This window comes from Limoniibacter endophyticus (genome assembly GCF_014652835.1).
Classification (GTDB): Bacteria; Pseudomonadota; Alphaproteobacteria; order Rhizobiales; family Rhizobiaceae; genus Limoniibacter; species Limoniibacter endophyticus.
On record NZ_BMZO01000006.1, the window covers coordinates 180,072 to 196,343 of the forward strand.

General features: G+C 56.7%; 16 protein-coding genes. 10 read left to right on the forward strand and 6 right to left on the reverse strand.

The window, feature by feature from the left end:
• Positions 1-3: 3 nt before the first annotated feature.
• Both IE151_RS10330 and IE151_RS10335 read left to right on the forward strand, forming a co-directional pair.
• On the forward strand, positions 4-1,260 hold the full coding sequence (locus IE151_RS10330; protein WP_189489930.1) for a D-amino acid dehydrogenase: 1,257 nt from the start codon (positions 4-6) through the stop codon (positions 1,258-1,260).
• 184 nt (positions 1,261-1,444) lie between these two features.
• A complete protein-coding gene (locus tag IE151_RS10335) occupies positions 1,445-3,373 on the forward strand; it encodes a PAS domain-containing sensor histidine kinase (RefSeq protein ID WP_189489931.1) in 1,929 nt (642 codons plus the stop codon).
• Here the strand turns inward: IE151_RS10335 and IE151_RS10340 are convergent.
• Positions 3,366-3,761, reverse strand: coding sequence for a response regulator (locus tag IE151_RS10340; protein WP_189489932.1), 396 nt, complete (start codon positions 3,759-3,761; stop codon positions 3,366-3,368). The genes IE151_RS10335 and IE151_RS10340 overlap by 8 nt on opposite strands.
• Before the next feature lie 179 nt (positions 3,762-3,940).
• Between IE151_RS10340 and IE151_RS10345 the strand changes: the two genes are divergently transcribed.
• The 5 genes from IE151_RS10345 to IE151_RS10365 all read left to right on the forward strand — a co-directional run bounded on the left by IE151_RS10345 (position 3,941) and on the right by IE151_RS10365 (position 9,071).
• Positions 3,941-4,396 carry a GNAT family N-acetyltransferase gene (locus IE151_RS10345; protein ID WP_189489933.1) on the forward strand — a complete coding sequence of 152 codons (456 nt, stop codon included), beginning with the start codon at positions 3,941-3,943 and terminating at the stop codon, positions 4,394-4,396.
• Positions 4,397-5,002: 606 nt separating this feature from the next.
• The gene (repA, locus tag IE151_RS10350) at positions 5,003-6,232 is read left to right on the forward strand and encodes a plasmid partitioning protein RepA (RefSeq protein WP_382344738.1); all 1,230 of its coding nucleotides are present in this window, start codon (positions 5,003-5,005) and stop codon (positions 6,230-6,232) included.
• On the forward strand, positions 6,232-7,263 hold the full coding sequence (repB, locus tag IE151_RS10355) for a plasmid partitioning protein RepB (RefSeq protein WP_189489935.1): 1,032 nt from the start codon (positions 6,232-6,234) through the stop codon (positions 7,261-7,263). The genes repA and repB overlap by 1 nt, the downstream gene beginning before the upstream one ends.
• Before the next feature lie 215 nt (positions 7,264-7,478).
• Entirely contained in the window at positions 7,479-8,687 is a 1,209-nt protein-coding gene (gene repC, locus IE151_RS10360) for a plasmid replication protein RepC (RefSeq protein WP_189489936.1), read from the forward strand.
• A 21-nt stretch (positions 8,688-8,708) separates the two neighbouring features.
• Entirely contained in the window at positions 8,709-9,071 is a 363-nt protein-coding gene (locus IE151_RS10365) for a VOC family protein (RefSeq protein WP_189489937.1), read from the forward strand.
• On the opposite strand, the gene IE151_RS10370 is transcribed toward IE151_RS10365, so the two are convergent.
• Together IE151_RS10370 and pcaF are read right to left on the reverse strand one after the other, a co-directional pair.
• Positions 9,072-9,641 carry a DUF2239 family protein gene (locus IE151_RS10370; protein WP_189489938.1) on the reverse strand — a complete coding sequence of 190 codons (570 nt, stop codon included), beginning with the start codon at positions 9,639-9,641 and terminating at the stop codon, positions 9,072-9,074.
• A gap of 69 nt (positions 9,642-9,710) precedes the next feature.
• The gene (gene pcaF / locus IE151_RS10375) at positions 9,711-10,913 is read right to left on the reverse strand and encodes a 3-oxoadipyl-CoA thiolase (RefSeq protein WP_189489939.1); all 1,203 of its coding nucleotides are present in this window, start codon (positions 10,911-10,913) and stop codon (positions 9,711-9,713) included.
• Between the two features lie 129 nt (positions 10,914-11,042).
• Here pcaF and IE151_RS10380 point away from each other — a divergent pair, with 129 nt between their 5' ends.
• Positions 11,043-11,441, forward strand: a complete 399-nt coding sequence (locus IE151_RS10380) for a hypothetical protein (RefSeq protein ID WP_189489940.1) — start codon at positions 11,043-11,045, stop codon at positions 11,439-11,441.
• A 261-nt stretch (positions 11,442-11,702) separates the two neighbouring features.
• Here the strand turns inward: IE151_RS10380 and IE151_RS10385 are convergent, their stop codons facing one another.
• Positions 11,703-11,840, reverse strand: a complete 138-nt coding sequence (locus IE151_RS10385; RefSeq protein ID WP_189489941.1) for a hypothetical protein — start codon at positions 11,838-11,840, stop codon at positions 11,703-11,705.
• 251 nt (positions 11,841-12,091) lie between these two features.
• Here IE151_RS10385 and IE151_RS10390 point away from each other — a divergent pair, with 251 nt between their 5' ends.
• Together IE151_RS10390 and IE151_RS10395 are read left to right on the forward strand one after the other, a co-directional pair.
• Positions 12,092-12,469: an MbcA/ParS/Xre antitoxin family protein gene (locus tag IE151_RS10390; protein ID WP_189489942.1), complete on the forward strand. Its 378-nt coding sequence runs from the start codon at positions 12,092-12,094 to the stop codon at positions 12,467-12,469.
• On the forward strand, positions 12,429-13,193 hold the full coding sequence (locus IE151_RS10395; protein WP_189489943.1) for an RES family NAD+ phosphorylase: 765 nt from the start codon (positions 12,429-12,431) through the stop codon (positions 13,191-13,193). The genes IE151_RS10390 and IE151_RS10395 overlap by 41 nt, the downstream gene beginning before the upstream one ends.
• 14 nt (positions 13,194-13,207) lie before the next feature.
• Here IE151_RS10395 and IE151_RS10400 read toward each other — a convergent pair whose 3' ends face one another.
• Entirely contained in the window at positions 13,208-14,518 is a 1,311-nt protein-coding gene (locus IE151_RS10400) for an HlyD family type I secretion periplasmic adaptor subunit (RefSeq protein ID WP_189489944.1), read from the reverse strand.
• Complete coding sequence (locus tag IE151_RS10405) at positions 14,508-16,268, reverse strand: type I secretion system permease/ATPase (RefSeq protein WP_308430496.1); 1,761 nt, start codon at positions 16,266-16,268, stop codon at positions 14,508-14,510. The genes IE151_RS10400 and IE151_RS10405 overlap by 11 nt, the downstream gene beginning before the upstream one ends.
• Between the last annotated feature and the right edge of the window lie 4 nt (positions 16,269-16,272).

A 16,272-nucleotide genomic window follows, 5' to 3' on the forward strand; every position in this document is an offset into this window, starting at 1 on the left:
TTGATGAAAATCACTATTCTCGGAGCAGGAGTCGTTGGCGTCACCAGCGCATGGTATCTTTCCAAGGCGGGCCATGAGGTTACTGTTGTGGATCGCCAGCCTGGCCCAGCGCTGGAAACCAGCTTTGCCAATGCAGGCGAGGTCTCTTTCGGCTATTGCTCGCCTTGGGCGGCACCCGGTGTGCCGGTGAAGGCGGCTAAGTGGATTTTCCAGAAGCATGCGCCTTTGAAGATTCGTCCGACGCTTGATATGGAGACCTGGAGCTGGCTCCTGCGGATGCTTTCGAATTGCACGGAAGCACGATATGCTGTCAACAAGAGCCGGATGGTCCGCATATCGGAACACAGCCGCGCGGCCCTTGCTGCGCTGCGTGAAGAAACCGGCATCCGCTATGACCATCGCACCCGCGGTACGCTCGAAGTATTCCGTACGCAGAAGCAACTTGATGGCATTGGCGGCGACCTCAAGGTTCTGGAGAGCTACGGCGTTCCATTCGAAGTGCTGGATCGCAAGGGGTGCACAGATGCCGAGCCCGGGCTGACGCCTAATGCGCATAAAATCGCCGGCGGTTTGCGTTTGCCCAACGATGAAACGGGCGATTGTTTCATTTTCACCAACGAGCTTGCCAAGCTCTGCGCGGCGCGCGGCGTCAAGTTCCTTTACAATACAGCGATCAAGGATGTCCGCCGTCAGGGCAGTTGCATCGTTGCGGTCGAGACGACTGCGGGCGATCTGGAAGCGGATATTTTCGTCGCGGCCATGGGCAGTTATACGCCGAAATTCCTCAAGCCGCTGGGCATTAATCTGCCTGTCTATCCGGTAAAGGGCTATTCCATTACCGTGCCGATCATCGATGAGAGCCGTGCGCCGGTCTCCACGGTTATGGATGAAAATTACAAGGTTGCGATCACGCGTCTGGGCGACCGCATCCGTGTTGGCGGTACGGCGGAAATAGCGGGCTTTTCAAAAACTCTGCCAAAAGCGCGTCAGGAAACCCTGACGCTTTCGGTTGAAGATCTGTTCGGAGGCGCCGGCGACCAAAGCCAGGCCAAGTTCTGGAGCGGCCTTCGCCCCATGACGCCAGACGGCACTCCTGTCATCGGCAAGACTCGCCTCGACAATCTTTATCTGAATACCGGGCATGGCACGCTAGGCTGGACCATGTCGTGCGGATCAGCAAGCATTCTGGCTGACCTGATCAGTGGTGGTAATCCGGGTATTGAGACGGACGATCTGGCCGTATCACGTTACGCGGCTTGATGCTTGCATGGACGAGTAGTCCCGTGATGGCGCATTGGCATCACGGGACTCGCTTCCGTAATTCGCAGCCCAACGTCCGGGAACGCCTTGAACCGCGTCGGATGCCTGCATAAGTTGGCTCGGGAGAGACACAAGCCCGAGTATGATTTGCACGCGAACGTCGCGTCTGGAGAGCGTTGAGCATATGCTGTCGGAACTGTTTCCAGATCTGAAGCACAATCCGAATTCAGCTTTGCGTGAAAGCCGGATACTCCCGCTCATTGATGCGTTCGAGTGGAGCAAGACGTCCCTGGGGCCTATCTCCGAGTGGGACGATGCTGCCGTCGTTACCTTGCGCATCATGATGGGATCGTCGCTTCCAATGGCTCTGATGGCCGGGCGTGACGGTATCATGCTTTATAATGACGCCTATATAGCGATCGCCGGAGGCCGCCACCCTGATTGCTTCGGTCAATCTGTTTTTGACACTTGGCCGGAAGTTGCTGCCTTCAACAGGGATATTCTCGAACGCGTTTTTCGCGGCGAAAGCATATCCCTCACCGATCAGCCATTCATTTTTCAGCGCAACGGTCCTGATGAAGAGGTCTGGCTCGATCTCGATTACAGTCCCGTCTATGATCGTGCAGCGCAGGTTGTTGGCGTGCTGGCCATTCTCTCCGAAACGACTAAACGCGTTCAGGCAGAACAGGCTTTGTCGCGCACCCGCGAGCAGTTTGAACTCGCGCTTGATGCTTCGGGCATCATTGGAGCGTGGGATTGGCATGTAGCCGAAAACCGCGTCTATTCCGACGCGCATTTTTCTCAGAGCTATGATGTAGGTATTGAGGAAGGCTTGGCCGGCGCGCCGATCGAACGCTATCTGCCCGCCATTCATCCCGACGATCTCCCGCATGTTCAATCTGGACTCGAAGAAACGATGCGCTCCGGCACCTCTTTTCTCGGTGAGTACCGTGTGCGCGGTTCTGACGGACGGGAGCGATGGGTGCTGGCGCAGGGACGGGCCGTTTTCGATGAAGATGGCAAATGCATTCGCATTCCGGGTATCTCGGTCGATATCTCCGATCAGAAGGCCGCGGCAGATGCGCTGCAGCGCTCGGAAAGTGGCTTTCGAACGCTCGCCAATGCGATGCCCCAGATCGTCTGGTCGGCAACTCCAGACGGAAACCACGACTATTACAATGCCCGCTGGTCGGCTTTCACCGGCGTTCAAGCTGGCGCGGCTCAGAATATGGGCTGGTTGAACTATGTGCACCCGAACGATGTCGAGGAAGTTCGCAGTCGCTGGGCGCATTCCTTGAGCACCGCTGAGCCCTACCAGGTCGAATACCGCCTGAAGAATGTGGCCGATGGTTATCGCTGGGTTCTGGGACGTGCCCTCCCCACGTTCGATGAGCGCGGGGATACTGTTCGCTGGTACGGGACCTGTACCGACATACATGATGCACGTCAGATTGCTGCCGAACGTGAGATCGAGGCACATGAATTGTCGCATCGGATCAAGAATATATTCTCGGTTCTGAGCGGCGTGATCGGCATCAGCGCGCGGTTTCATCCGGAATCGCGGGATTTTGCCGCCGATCTGCGCCAGCGCATAGAGGCCATGGGGCGTGCGCATAACCACATGCGTCCGCGCAGCGATCTGGCAGGCGCGGAGGATGCGCGAAGCGAATTCTTCGCTTTCGTTTCGCAGGTTCTGGAGCCGTTTCTCTACGGCGGAGATGGCCAAAGGCGCATTTCTCTCTCCGGCGAGAACCTTGTCCTGGGAGATTCGCCGGCAACGCCATTGGCACTACTCCTTCATGAGCTTGCTACGAATGCCTCCAAGTACGGGGCCTTGTCCCAGCCTTCGGGGCATGTCTGGCTACGCAGTAGGATAGATGGCGATATGTACGAAATATTATGGACGGAAACAGGCGGGCCGGTTCTGCATGAGCCGCCGAATTTCGAGCATGGTTTCGGTTCGCGGATGATCCGCCTCAATGTCGAGGGCCAGCTCGGAGGCTCGATCGTCAAGACATGGCCCCCGGAAGGCTTGCACGCGACCATCCGGCTACCGCTACGCTCCTTGGAACGCAGCAACCGCCTGCGCAGTATGGATCGCGCGTCTAGTTAAAGAGTTGAAGCCTGGCTGGTGCCATTGCAGGTTTATTGTCGTGGAACGCAACAGCGTAAGCGACCGCTTCTCGCAATTCGCGTTCGCCAACCGGCTTCGGTAGCACGCCGATAGTGCCGGGGACGCCATTGCCAAGCTGTGCCGGGTTCGCTGTCATGAAGAGAACGGTAACGCCGTTTTCGGCAAGTCTGCGCCCGATGTCCGGACCAGTTGGACCATCGCGAAGATTGAGATCGACGAGTGCAATCTGTGCGCCTTCGGCCAATGCATCCGCAGACGAAGCGTCCGTCGCTATGCCAATGGAATTGCAGCCGAGCTCAGACACCACATATTCGATTTCCATAGCGACGAAGATTTCATCCTCGACCACCAAGATCTTATGCGTCATCGTCGTTCCGTCTGTCGGATGTTTTGCGCGCCACGGCGTGCAGTTGTAGCGATGCCATTTCCACCTTAAAAGCCCTCTCGTCAACCCCCGTTGATTCAGGTTCGGTGAATGCAAACGGACGAGGATCGCTTTGGTTGCGTGGCTATCGAAATTCATGAGAACCGGGAGGGTTCGCGTAAATGCAGGAAATCCGCCTGAGACCAGCCCTCGAAGGGGATCGTGCCGCTCTCGTCGCACTCGAAAAGCAAGTCATGCATGACTATGCCGTGGCGCTCTGGGGTGTGTGGAAAGAAGTCGATCCGGCGAGCATCGACTTGTCGCGAACCTTCATTATTGTCGCGACGGATGAAGGGCGCGCCGACGAATGCGGCTGCGTGGCGACGCGATATAAGAGCGATTCCGTCTTGTTCATCGCGAAGCTGTATATTTCGCCTGAATATCAGAGCAACGGAATCGGTGCGCTCGTTCTCGAAACCATGAAGGCTCGCGCTGCCGAAGCCGGCGTTGCTCTGCAGCTCAGCGTGCTGACGACCAACCCCGCCTATCGGTTCTATCTGCGCGAAGGTCTGCTGGAGGTTTCGCGCACACCGGAGCGCATCCTGATGGAGTGGCGCGGCAAGGCAAATAGCAGTTGATGCTTTCCAGGGAGCCGCCGAGCGGTGTTACCTGTGAGTCTTTTCCGATCTCGCCCAAGCCGAATCGTCTAGGAAAAATTGTCGTGGATGCACCTTGTGTTCGCCTGAAAATTGCTTGCGCAGCTCGTAATCGCGCGACGCTTGTCGTTTATGTTTCAGGTCTTCTGCCGCGTCAAATTGTGAATGCGGGATAGCCGATGCGCTGCTTCTGACCGGAGCCCGGCCTTTCATAAACGCAGATGTTCGGGTCGCGAAACCACTGTAACCTCTGGTATTTCGTCCGTTTCGGGGAGTTTTCCGTGTGTTCGCGTCTGCAGCGCCGCTTCACATTATGCGCAGGTACGCACTTTAGCTTTAACCGTCTAAAGCGTTGACAGCGTTGGCATATTGGTTAACGCACGTTAAGGATAAATCGCTTGACGCTTTTTCGAACTCTGGTATCGCTGTTACGGCAAATGCTCAGATTGAGGGAAGTTTTCGTAGGTTTGGAAAAATCTGTAAGCGGCTAAATTGGCGCTGTAGCGCTGAAAGCCGTTAGCCGGGCCTCGTCTCTTTTCTCGAATCGCTGCATATAAGAGATCGGGAATTATGGTTAAGGACGCGTCGATGACGATGATCAGCAAGGAGAGGATGCCATCGGCTGCAGATGCGATCGCAGCGGATGCGGAAGTCCTGTCCGCCCAGCTGAAGACGATGCGCGAGCGGCTCTTTGCCCCGGATTCCGCGAAGGTCCTGCGCCGCTTTACGAGCGGTGAAGCGGCGCGCATGATAGGTGTTTCCGATGGCTATCTGCGTCAATTGTCGATTGCCGGCGAGGGACCGCAACCGCAGACAAGCGCTGGCGGGCGACGCCTCTACTCTCTGGAAGAGATCAATGCGCTGCGCCGGCACCTGGCCGAGCAAAACCCTGCAAAAGCCCGCTTTTATCTGCCGCACCGCGACCCTGAAAAGGGCGAGCACATGCAGGTGATTGCCATCACCAATTTCAAGGGTGGTTCTGGCAAGACGACTACTGCTGCCCACCTCGCCCAGCATCTGGCGCTCTCGGGCTTTCGCGTACTTGCCGTCGATCTCGACCCGCAAGCCTCCATGTCGGCGCTCTACGGCTATCAGCCGGAGCTCGATCTCGTGGGCAACGACACGCTTTACGGGGCGATCCGCTATGATGATGAGCGTCGCCCGCTTTCTGATATCATCCGTAAGACCTATTTCGACGGTCTCGACCTTGTTCCGGGTAATCTTGAGCTGCAAGAGTTTGAGCACACCACGCCCCGTGTTCTGGCGAGCGGCGAAAAGAGTGAACACGAGATGTTCTTTGCGCGGGTACAGAGCGCTCTGGAAACGGTTTCCGACGATTACGACGTCGTCGTTATCGACTGTCCGCCGCAACTGGGCTTCCTGACCCTATCAGCACTTTGCGCCGCGACCTCGGTCATTGTCACCGTGCATCCGCAAATGCTGGACGTGGCATCGATGAGCCAGTTCCTTTTCATGACCTCTGATCTTTTATCGGTTGTCGCGGAGGGTGGTGGTGAGCTGCGCTTCGATTTCTTGCGCTATCTCGTGACGCGTTTTGAACCAAATGACGGCCCGCAGACGCAAATCGCAGCGTTTCTGCGTGGCCAGTTTGGCGAGCGGGTCCTCACGTCCGCAATGTTGAAATCCACCGCCGTTTCCGACGCTGGCCTGACAAAACAGACGCTTTATGAGGTTGGGCGCGAGAACTTCTCCCGCCAGACCTATGACCGAGCCATGGAATCCCTCAATGCGGTCAATGGCGAAGTCGAACAGTTGATGCTGCAGGCCTGGAACCGTCCGCCGAGAGGAGGTCGCTAATGTCTAATGCAAATCGCCGCAATACGCTGAAGTCCCTTTTCGGTGCAGATCCGCAGACGCTCAAGCCTGAAGAAGTCGCCGCTAAAATCGGCGTGCCGCGCACCGATGCGCCGCGTCCACATACTTCTTCAGGCGCCGTCAAGGCGATGGGGCTTTCGCTTGGCGACATGTCGCGCGAGCTGGAAAATGCCCGAAAGCTGAAAGAAAGCCTGGCAAGTGGCGACCGTGTCGTGTTGCTTTCGCCGGAGCTTATCGACAATTCCATCGTGGAAGACCGTCTTGCCCGCGAACAGGATCCGGATTTCCAATCTCTGGTGAACAGCATCCGCGATGACGGTCAGCAGGTTCCGATTCTGGTGCGTCCTCATCCCGAACAAAAGGGACGCTATCAGGCAGCTTACGGGCAGCGACGTCTCCGTGCCGCGCGCACGCTTGGCATCGACGTCAAAGCGGTCATTCGCGAGCTGAGCGATGTCGATCTTGTTTTGGCGCAAGGCAAAGAAAACAGCGAACGTCGTGATCTTTCCTTTATCGAGCGGGCCGTGTTTGCACATGCATTGATCCGTTACGGCTTCGACCGCGCCACCGTTCAGCGGGCATTATCTCTGCACAAGGCTGACATGACGCGTTATCTGCAGGTGCTGGATGCAGTGCCCCTGGAGATCGTCAATGCGATTGGTCCGGCCCCGAAGGTTGGGCGGCCGCGCTGGCTCGCCCTTGGCGAACTCATTAATGGAGACCGCGCTGCGGCGCTGGAAAAAATCCGCGAGGAAATTGCGCGCGAACGTTTCAAGGCCGAAGGGTCGGATGCGCGCTTTCAGCGGCTGTTCGCGCTTCTGTCGCGCAAGAAGACGCTGGCTGACACGCGTTCGATCGAAAGTGCCGATGGCGCCATCCTGGCAACGCTGAAATCCTCCGGTAATGCGCAAAGTCTTTCCTTTGCCGCAGCGACCGATCCGAATTTCGTGGCTTATGTCGCGGATGCCCTGCCACAGCTTTTCGCTGAATTCGAAAAGGCAAAGCAGGGCTGAATACAATTTCGCCGTCAGTCTATCGGCTGACAAGGTACAAAGAGAACGGGAAGATGAACCGACGATAGACAGGTAAAGAAAAAGGCCCCGAAACAAGCGTTCCGGAACCTCTCTCTTAGTGTAGCAACAAGAGAATCGCATGTCCGGGAATCAGTGTCAAGCGGCATGGCTGTTTGACAACGGGGTTTTCATTGCCTGCTGAAAGGCAAAGGGACATGACGGGTTATCAATCGACGACGCCTTTCGGGCAGCGACCGATGTCGCATGCCATGTTGAAAGCAAGCCGCCTGGCCGAAACGGTCAGGTCGGACGCAGCCATCGGAAAATGGCCACTGTTTCGCGCCGTTGCGCAAGCACGGGTGCGTCTTGGCCTGAGCGATCGCTCGCTCATAGTGCTCAACGCATTGCTGACATTTTATCCGGAAGAGACATTGGAGGGCGACCGCAATCTCGTTGTCTTTCCCTCCAATCAACAATTGTCCTTGCGTGCGCATGGCATGGCGTCTGCCACGTTGCGGCGTCATCTGGCGGCTCTCGTAGAGGCCGGGCTTCTCCTGCGTCGCGACAGTCCCAATGGAAAGCGCTACGCGCGTCGCGACGGCGAGGGCGAAATCGACCAGGCGTTCGGTTTCGATCTGGCACCTCTATTGGCACGCGCCGCGGAAATTGAAGCAACGGCGCAGCAGATCGCGGCCGAGCAACGCGAGATCAGGCTGGTTCGCGAGCGCATTTCTCTGCTGCGGCGCGACATAGGCAAGATTGCCGCCTATGCTCTTGAAGAGGCGATTTCGGGCGACTGGGCTGGCCTTATAGGGGATCTTGCAGACGTGACGACGCAGCTTCGGCGCTCGCTGACCAGGGGAGAACTGCTGGAAATGGAAGGAACGCTGGAAATTCTCAGGGAGAAAGCTTCCAACTGGTTGGAAAAGAAAGAGAAATCAGAAAATACGAGCGGCAATGATGCTCATAATGAGCGCCTTATACATAATTCAAAAACTAAACCCCTTGAATTTGAACCTGCTCTCGAAAAAGAGCACGGGGCCATTGCCGCTCCAACTGGAAATGCAAAGGTGCGGCCGTTGACCGGATATCCGCTTGCACTTGTGCTACGGGCCTGCCCCGATATTGAAACCTACGCGAAAGACGGAATATCTGATTGGAGCGATCTGATCCAGACAGCGCATCTAGTTCGCGAGGCGCTGGGCATAAGTGCCGATGCGTGGGAAGATTGCGTTTCCGCGATGGGGACGACGCAAGCGGCGATCTCGATAGCAGGAATTCTTCAAAAAGCCGACGGCGTGCGCGCGCCAGGCGGATATTTACGCGCGCTGACAATGAAGGCAAAGGCCGGGTCGTTTACAGTTGGACCGATGCTGATGGCTTTGCTACGGGAGAACGGAACGACCGGGCGAAAGTCAGGCTAGCGGAATTGGGAGGATTAGGAAATGGGTGAGCGCGGCCGGGATTTTCAGATCGACAATATAGAGTTCGTCGTCGGCAATATTGGTGAGGCCAAAGCCTTCTTCGGCACCGCGTTCGGGTGGAGCTTCACCGACTACGGCCCGACCTACTCGGAATTCAGTGACGGCCGTCTAACCGGCGGGCTTACGACCTCGGGCGAAATCACATCCGGCGGACCCCTGATTATTCTCTACTGTGACGATCTCGAGGCCGCGAAAAAACGGGTCGTTGAAGCTGGTGGAAAAATTACTTTAGACACGTTCGCCTTTCCCGGAGGGCATCGGTTTCAATTCAAATCGCCCGATGGTTATGAATTTGCCGTATGGTCGGCGCGCAATGTTGGTTGATCATCGCACCGGCTGAAAAGCAGGTTCTGCCAGAAGGCGCACATGGTCGCGTAAATCCATCGGCCAGTTCCTGGTCAACTCGATGAACTGCGCGCGGTTTGCGTTGGACAATGCCGCACATGCTTCGATGTAATTTTCCTGATCAGCCAGCATGTCGGCCATGAAACGGCTCGACGCGGCCTGAGCATTGCGCTTGTCTTCATCCGCCTTCGAGCGGGCATTGTCCACCAGCCGGCGCAAGGTCACGGACGCGCCGCCTTCCTGCTCGTTGAGCCAGGCCCATTGTTGCGGAAGGAGGGTCACCTCCCTGGCGACAACCCCAAGACGTGGCCGGCCCGGCGCACGCGGTCTGCTTGGCATCGCCGCCTCGCGAATGATGGAGGCAAGGTCTTCCTCCGTTTCCGCGACGGGTACGTCAAGCCGGCGTCCGGTCTTGTCATCGAAGATCGCGAAATTTACATCTCGTTGATTTTCCAGCGCCCGTTTCATGGCCGCGGCGACGGTTTGCGCCGTGCCGCGCTTTAAAAGCTTCTGGCCCGAAAAGGCCGAAAAAATTCTCGTGGGTTCCATGCAGACCGAACACGAGAAGCGCGAATCTGTTCGATAATACCCGGATCAATAAATATTACATTTTTGTGATCAGGCTCTTTCGAGCGCGAGCGAAATCCCCTGCCCCACACCGATACACATGGTGGCGATCGCTCGGCCGGCATTTTTTTGTGCGAGTTCGAGCGCGGCCGTACCGGCAATTCGCGCTCCCGACATGCCGAGCGGATGACCGAGGGCAATGGCCCCACCATTGGGATTGACGCGTGGATCGTCATCGGCAATTCCAAGTTGGCGAAGAACGGCAATACCCTGTGCGGCGAAAGCTTCGTTCAGTTCGATGATGTCGAAATCGCGCTGGGTCAATCCAAGGCGGGCAAAAAGCTTCTGGCTTGCTGGAACCGGCCCTATGCCCATGATACGCGGTTCGACGCCAGCGGTCGCACCGCCCAGAACACGGGCAATCGGCGTCAGGCCATATTGCCGCGCCGCTGCTTCCGAAGCGATAATCAGCGCGGCAGCGCCGTCATTGACGCCCGATGCGTTGCCGGCGGTAACGGTTCCGTTTTGCCGAAAAGGGGTTTTCAGAGAAGCCAGAGCCTCTACCGTAGTTTCGCGCGGATGCTCATCGCGGTCCACCATGCGCGGATCGCCCTTTCTCTGCGGGATGGAGACGGGGGTGATTTCCCTGGCGAGCCTGCCTTGCGTCTGAGCTTTTGACGCTTTGGCTTGCGACGCGAGCGCGAAACGATCCTGGTCTTCGCGCGACACCGAAAATTGTTCCGCGACGTTCTCACCGGTTTCCGGCATGGAATCGACACCGTACTGCTTCTTCAAAACCGGATTGACGAAGCGCCAGCCAATTGTCGTGTCATGAATTTCTGCGTTACGCGAAAAGGCAGTGTCGGCCTTGGGCATGACAAACGGCGCGCGGCTCATGCTCTCCACACCACCAGCGATCGCAAGATCGATTTCCCCGGCCTTGATGGCTCGCGCTGCCATCATCACTGCATCCATCCCTGAACCGCAAAGCCGGTTTATGGTCGTAGCTGGAACAATCTGCGGCAGACCGGCAATAAGTACAGCCATGCGGGCAACGTTGCGGTTGTCTTCGCCAGCCTGATTGGCGCAGCCGAAATACACCTCGTCGATGGCTGCCCAGTCAACGGAGGGATTTCGCTCGACCAGAGCCTTCAGGGGTATGGCAGCAAGATCATCGGTCCTGACCGACGACAAGGATCCGCCGAAACGTCCGATAGGTGTGCGAATATAGTCGCAGATGAAGGCTTCCGGCATGATCGTCCCCGTTATAATTTTAAGTTTGAAGCAATTTATTCCCAAGCCAGCTGCTGTCAAGCACAACGTCCCGAACGCTTACGCATCGGGTGAGAGATCGGACGAAGCCTGCCCAGTGAACATACTATATTGGATTGGTCGGACAGGCTTCGCCTGGATCGAAAGGCCTCTTCCGGCAAACCGGTCGTTGCCGGAAGAGGTTATGCCATTTCACTGGGCGGAGCAGACACTCTTCTCCTGCCGGACGACGCCGCTCTTATTCATCCTGCTGCCCGTGTCATCCATGCCTGGATGGTTGAGCTTTTCCATCCTCTCCCATTGGCCGGAGGGGATGGTGCAGGACGCGGTCGCCCGTCTGCCTTCCTCGCCCGCTCTTCGCCCAATGTTCCGGACCGCCAATGGTCCGAAACACTGACGACGGACGCCAGTGGCTGCTCGCGTCCCTGTCTCACCGGCCGGATAAGACGTATTCACGAGCTGCGGGATTATTATGCGGTCGATTTTAGGGGTGTGGATGAAACTCTGTGATGCGCAGGGTCTTGGAATAGGCTGCTTTGTTGATTCTGCTGCAAAATTCGAGTGTTTTTGATAGCTTTGGCCTTGAAATTTATCCACGGTAACAAATGCTTCGAAGGAACTAAATCGTTGATTTGCAATATTTATTAGAAAATCTTAAAATAATGGATAAAAATGTCCATTTCAAAAATAAATCGAAAATTTTTCCGTAAATTTGAGAAAGGCTCCTCCGGCCCTGGAAGTGAGCCGAAAAAGAGCCGGTAAAAGGAAAAATCAGCCGCGTCGATCGTCGATCCTGATGCGGATCTTGCGCAAACGCTTTTCTTCCATGCGGGCAGCCTTGACCTTGAAGCTGGTGATGCCGAGGACGGCGACTAGGCAGGAGGCCAAAATCAGGGTCAGGGTTGTCATGGATAAGCTCCAAAGATGTGACTGGTGCAGGCTACGCTTCATCTCTCAATAACAAGATAATCGTCCTGAGAATTTTTCCAAGGGGCGATTAATAGCCATGCAAGGATGAGGAGTGTCCGTCAGCCTTTATCGCAGCAGTAAATAAAGGCACAAGAATGGCCGGGATATTCCTGCTCCAGTTGACTACTCGAAAGAAAGCTCTTTCAGGTGATCTGAAAATCGTTTATTCTTTCATTTGAAAGGAGTGGTTCATGAGCACACTCGCGCTTGAAAGACCCGCAACGGAAGATCTGGTTCTTAGTAAAGCGGCTATCCGCACGGCTGAGCGGCTAGGGCTTACCTCGCAGGATTTTGCCGCCGTTCTCGGACTTTCGGAAGCCAGTATTTCACGTCTTCGCAATGAGAAGCTTTTTTTGCACCGTGGTCAGAAGGCTTTCGAGTTGGCATTGCTTCTCGTCCGGTTGTTTCGTTCGCTCGATGCGATTACGGGTGGCGACGAGATGGTGTCGCGCCGTTGGATGAAGGCTCATAATTCCGCGCTGGGCGGTCTGCCCGTCGAGAAAATCAAAAGCATTGCCGGATTGATGGATGTCATTGCCTATCTGGACACCCGCCGCGCTATCCTCTGAGCTGGGGCCATATGAAGGGTTGGGCTGGAGGCTCGTGGAAGCACAACATCGTGTTTCAACCCTGAAGCTTGTTGATACGCTGGCTGAGCAGGTCTTGCTTGAAGAGCTTCTCGAAACCGCGAAACCGGCTGTTCCGGAACCATGCGCGCATCTGGATTATCTGCTTTCGACGCCGTTTCGTTATGCGCCCTATCCTTATGGCTCACGATTTCGCCGTGCGGGATTCACCGAGGGCGTATTTTATGCAGCTGAACGCGTCGAGACAGCGCTTGCTGAAATGGCATTTTACAGACTGCTTTTCTATGCGGAATCGCCGGAAACGCCGTGGCCGGCCAATCCCGCCGAGTATACGGCTTTTGCCGTCGCACTTGCCACAAAAACGACGCTCGACCTTACGAAAGGATCCTTGTCCCGCGATGCTGTTGCCTGGACGAATCTCACGGATTATGCGGCGTGCCAGGCGCTTGCAGATGCCGCGCGCGAAGCAGGCACTTGGATCATTCTCTATCGCTCGGTCCGGGATCCCGAGGCAGGCAAGAACATCGCCGTCCTCAATTGCGCCGCCTTTTCCGAACCCAAGGCTGTGGAGCGGCAGAGTTGGCGTATCCACCTGAGCCCTAGCGGTGTGCGTGCCTTACGGGACTTTCCAGAACGGGGCCTTGATTTCTCAAGGGAAATATTTGTTTCGGACCCCCGTCTCGCTGATATTCGATGGGAGCGCTAACGCTTTGTACTGGCTCAACGTTCCCGCATCGCGTGCTGGATCTGGTCATGCAACGGCTTGATCAGATAGGACAGGATCGAGCGGCTGCCTGTTTCCACGAAAACCTCTACCGGCATGCCGGGACGCAGGCGACCTGCACCGATCTTCTCGATTTCGCCTTCGTTCAGTTTCAAGCGAGAAACGTAATAGGTCATACCGGTTTGCTGATCGGTGGTGAGATCTGGTGAGATGTCGAGGACGGAAGCGGTGAGTTCCGGCGTCGTACGCTGGTCAAGACCGGTCAGGCGCAGCCGTGCGTGCTGATCGTTTCGCACCTGATCGACATCATTGGGCGCGAGTTTGGCCTCCACAATCAACTCGTCATCCATCGGAATGATGCTGACGAGGGTTTCGCCCGGTGCAACAATACCACCTACGGTATGGACGTTGAGCTCGTGCAGATAACCGGAAATAGGTGCCCGAATTTCAAGGCGCGCCAGTTTGTCTAGCGCTGCCATGCGCTCTTCCTGCAGGCGGGCTATTTCCGTGCGCTTCTGGTCGAGTTCAGTCAGAATCGCCTCCTGAAAATCCTCGTCCACCTGTACGCGTTGCAGTTTCGTTTGGCTTGTCGCCTGCCGATTCTCGACGATTTCGGCCAGAACCGAGGCTTCATTGCCGATAAGCGACGCGAGTTCGCGCTGTATGGTCGAAAGCTGGGAATCGACAACCAGCCCGCGCCCGTGCAGATGCTTGATAGCCTTCAACTGACCCTTCAACAGCTCGATATTCTCAGCGACAGCTTGCCGTTGGGCTTCCAACGCCTTGATTTTCTCGCCAAACTGCGCGATCTGCTCTGAAAGCTGCGCTTTCTTTCCTTCTTTCGTCAGGGCACGTTGGTCGAGCAGCATTTCTTGCCCTTCGAGAAGCAGTTGCACGCGATCTGAGGCGTTGACTTCGAGCGAATCCGGGAAATCGACGTCGGTCAGGCCCGCCTGTTCGGCAAGAAGACGTGCTTCCTGCGCAATCAGCTGTTCAAGCTGGCTGTCGATGACCCCAAGGCCTGCTTCAGCCAGTGTGCCGTCGAGGCGGAAAAGAATACTGCCCGCCTCAACCCTTTGACCTTCCTGCACCGCAATTTCGCCTATAATGCCGCCGTCGCGATGCTGCACATGTTTGGTACGTCCCTCGACAATGATCTTGCCGGCGCCGATCACCGCCCCGCTGATGCTGGCATAAGCGGACACGCCTCCCAGACCGATAGCAAGTGCAACGCTGGTGATAAGGGCGATACGGACCTGTTTTTTTAGCGAGGAACCGATTGAACGGTCGATATCGTCAAAGCGCATGGGAAACGACCTTCTTGTCTGATTGAGGGGCTGCAAATTCGGCGATGTTGGACAATACCTCGTCGCGCTCGCCAAACTTGATCTGCTGGCCGCTCTGCACGATCAGCACCTTGTTGACTGCGGCAAGAGCGCTTGTGCGATGGGCGACCAGAACGACGATGGAGCCTCGTCTACGCATTTCGAGCAGCGCAGCGGCAAGCGCCTTTTCTCCCTCGGCGTCGAGATTGGAGTTGGGTTCATCGAGAATGATGAGGAAAGGGTTGCCATAGAGCGCCCGGGCGAGAGCGATACGTTGCCGTTGCCCGGCGGAAAGACGGGCGCCCCCCTCGCCGATCCGCGTATTATATCCTTCCGGCAATGCGACGATAAGACGATGCACGTTGCAAAGCTGGGCGGCAGCAACGATGGCCTCTACATTCAGATTGGGATCAAAGCGAGAGATGTTCTCGGCAATCGTACCGTCGAAGAGTTCGACGTCCTGTGGCAGATAGCCCAGAAAGCGCCCGCGATCATCTTCCGGCCATTGATCCATGGTGGACCCGTCAAGTCGTACCGAGCCGCGAAGCGAAGGCCAAACGCCTGTCAGCGCACGTACCAGGCTGGTTTTGCCCGACCCGGAATGGCCAATAACGCCAAGCCCGTCGCCTGCCTTCAAAGAGAACACGACGTTTTGCAGCAGCAGAACCGGCTCGCCGGGCGCGCTTGTTGCCAATCCGTCAACGCTTAGCTCGTGCCTGGGGAGCGGAAGGCCCTCCATGCCATTGTCGTCCTTGATGCTTTTGAAGGCCTGGTCGAGGCGTGCGGTTGCCTGACGCGAGGCAACGAAAGCCGGCCACTGGCCAACAGCCTGTTCGATCGGGGCCAAGGCACGCGCCATGATGATCGAGGATGCGATCATGATGCCGGCACTGATCTCCTGATAAATGGCGAGATAGGCGCCGAGACCGAGCATGGCTGATTGCAGCACGAGGCGCAGCGTCTTTATGACCGACGAGTAGAAGTTGCTGCGGTCCGCCGAAAGCCGCTGGGCATTGTACCAGACGCCCAGACGATCAGCATAAAGCATATTGAGACGTGAAATCATGCCCATGGCCGTTACGGCTTCGGCATTGCGACGCGCCGTTTCGGCAAGCTTGGCCTGCTGCGCACTGACGGAGGAAAGTTCTCGCGTCGGTGCGCGTGCTGAAAGCTCATTGGCGACGACAAGCGTGAAGATGACCGCACCACCGGCCAGCGCCAGAATGCCCAGCCACGGATGCATGAGAAAGATCAGGATAAAATAGAAGGGCATGAAGGGCAGATCGAAAATTGCCGCCGGGCCTGTGGAGCCTAGGAAGCGGCGCACAACGTCAATGTCGCGGGCGGGCTGCATGCCTGCCGCTTTTTGGCCGGCAAGTATGGGCAATTGTACATTGGCGCGCAGTGCTGGGCCGGAAAGCTTGGCATATACGCGCATCGCAATGCGCGAAAGAGCGCGCTGGCGCAAGATGTCGAGCAAGCCGCTGAAGAGATAGAGGCCAAGTGTTATGCCGCCGAGAACGACCAATGTGGGCACACTGCTCGACGCCAGGACGCGGTCATAGACCTGGAGCATGAAAAGTGGCCCTGTCAGCATCAGCACGTTGAGCACGGCGCTGACGATGAAAATGCCCATAAACGCTTTTCGACATGTTTTCACGGCTTCCGAAACCGTGAATTCTCGACGACGATTGAACATGTTCCCGCCCTCCGAACGCTGACTGCGCAGCATTCAA

Excerpts from the sequence above, each read along its gene's own strand:
- IE151_RS10330 (WP_189489930.1), top strand. The coding sequence starts at position 4 with ATGAAAATCACTATTCTCGGAGCAGGAGTCGTTGGCGTCACCAGCGCA.
- IE151_RS10335 (WP_189489931.1), top strand. The coding sequence starts at position 1,445 with ATGCTGTCGGAACTGTTTCCAGATCTGAAGCACAATCCGAATTCAGCT.
- IE151_RS10340 (WP_189489932.1), bottom strand. The coding sequence starts at position 3,761 with ATGACGCATAAGATCTTGGTGGTCGAGGATGAAATCTTCGTCGCTATG.
- IE151_RS10345 (WP_189489933.1), top strand. The coding sequence starts at position 3,941 with ATGCAGGAAATCCGCCTGAGACCAGCCCTCGAAGGGGATCGTGCCGCT.
- repA (WP_382344738.1), top strand. The coding sequence starts at position 5,003 with ATGACGATGATCAGCAAGGAGAGGATGCCATCGGCTGCAGATGCGATC.
- repB (WP_189489935.1), top strand. The coding sequence starts at position 6,232 with ATGTCTAATGCAAATCGCCGCAATACGCTGAAGTCCCTTTTCGGTGCA.
- repC (WP_189489936.1), top strand. The coding sequence starts at position 7,479 with ATGACGGGTTATCAATCGACGACGCCTTTCGGGCAGCGACCGATGTCG.
- IE151_RS10365 (WP_189489937.1), top strand. The coding sequence starts at position 8,709 with ATGGGTGAGCGCGGCCGGGATTTTCAGATCGACAATATAGAGTTCGTC.
- IE151_RS10370 (WP_189489938.1), bottom strand. The coding sequence starts at position 9,641 with ATGGAACCCACGAGAATTTTTTCGGCCTTTTCGGGCCAGAAGCTTTTA.
- pcaF (WP_189489939.1), bottom strand. The coding sequence starts at position 10,913 with ATGCCGGAAGCCTTCATCTGCGACTATATTCGCACACCTATCGGACGT.
- IE151_RS10385 (WP_189489941.1), bottom strand. The coding sequence starts at position 11,840 with ATGACAACCCTGACCCTGATTTTGGCCTCCTGCCTAGTCGCCGTCCTC.
- IE151_RS10390 (WP_189489942.1), top strand. The coding sequence starts at position 12,092 with ATGAGCACACTCGCGCTTGAAAGACCCGCAACGGAAGATCTGGTTCTT.
- IE151_RS10395 (WP_189489943.1), top strand. The coding sequence starts at position 12,429 with ATGTCATTGCCTATCTGGACACCCGCCGCGCTATCCTCTGAGCTGGGG.
- IE151_RS10400 (WP_189489944.1), bottom strand. The coding sequence starts at position 14,518 with ATGCGCTTTGACGATATCGACCGTTCAATCGGTTCCTCGCTAAAAAAA.
- IE151_RS10405 (WP_308430496.1), bottom strand. The coding sequence starts at position 16,268 with ATGCTGCGCAGTCAGCGTTCGGAGGGCGGGAACATGTTCAATCGTCGT.